Genomic DNA, 1005 nt, shown 5'->3' with positions numbered 1-1005 from the left:
CGTCCTTGCGCTCGCCCTTGAGGACGCCGGCCTGCAGGGCGGCGCCGACGGCGACGACCTCGTCCGGGTTCACGCCCTTGTTGGGCTCCTTGCCGCCGGTCTCCTGCTTCACGAGCTCGGTGACGGCCGGCATGCGGGTCGATCCGCCGACGAGCACGACGTGGTCGATGTCCTCGACCTTGATGCCGGCCTCGCGGATGACGTCCGAGAACGGCTTCTTCGTGCGGTCGAGGAGGTCCTTGGTGAGGTCCTCGAACTTGGCTCGCGTGATCGTCTCGGAGAGCGACACCGGGCCGGAGTCCGTCAGCGACAGGTACGGCAGGTTGATGCTCGTGGACGTGGAACTGGAGAGCTCCTTCTTCGCCTGCTCGGCCGCCTCCTTGAGCCGCTGCAGCGCGATCTTGTCACCCGAGACGTCGACGCCGGTCGTGTCCTTGAACTGCTTGATCAGGTAGTCGACGAGCCGCTGGTCCCAGTCGTCGCCGCCGAGGCGGTTGTCACCCGCGGTCGCTCGCACCTGGATCGTGGAGAAGTCGTCGTCCTTGCCCACCTCGAGGAGGGACACGTCGAATGTGCCGCCACCGAGGTCGAAGACGAGGATCAGCTCGTCCTCCTTGCCCCGATCGAGGCCGTAGGCGAGCGCGGCCGCGGTGGGCTCGTTGATGATGCGCAGGACGTTGAGGCCCGCGATCTCACCGGCCTCCTTGGTGGCCTGACGCTCGGCGTCGTTGAAGTACGCGGGGACCGTGATGACGGCATCCGTCACCGCGTCGCCGAGGTACTGCTCCGCGTCGCGCTTCAGCTTCTGCAGGATGCGCGCCGAGATCTCCTGCGGCGTGTAGCGCTTGCCGTCGATCTCCTGCGTCTTCCAGTCGGTGCCCATGTGGCGCTTGACCGAGGTGATGGTGCGGTCGACGTTCGTGACGGCCTGGCGCTTGGCGGTCTCACCGACGAGCACCTCGCCGTCCTTCGTGAAGGCGACCACCGACGGGGTGGTGCGGAAGC

The 1005-nt window shown here is 67.3% G+C and carries 1 protein-coding gene; it reads right to left on the bottom strand.

Annotated features, from left to right (window positions below; all coding sequences use genetic code 11):
- A partial coding sequence (locus tag BGO15_RS13200; protein WP_286748412.1) for an Hsp70 family protein occupies positions 1-1005 on the bottom strand: 1005 nt, incomplete at both ends.

Source organism: Microbacterium sp. 71-23, assembly GCF_001897265.1.
Classification (GTDB): domain Bacteria; phylum Actinomycetota; class Actinomycetes; order Actinomycetales; family Microbacteriaceae; genus Microbacterium; species Microbacterium ginsengisoli.
The sequence above is the reverse complement of the archived record's forward strand: the minus strand, read 5'-3'. Positions and strand labels throughout refer to the sequence as shown.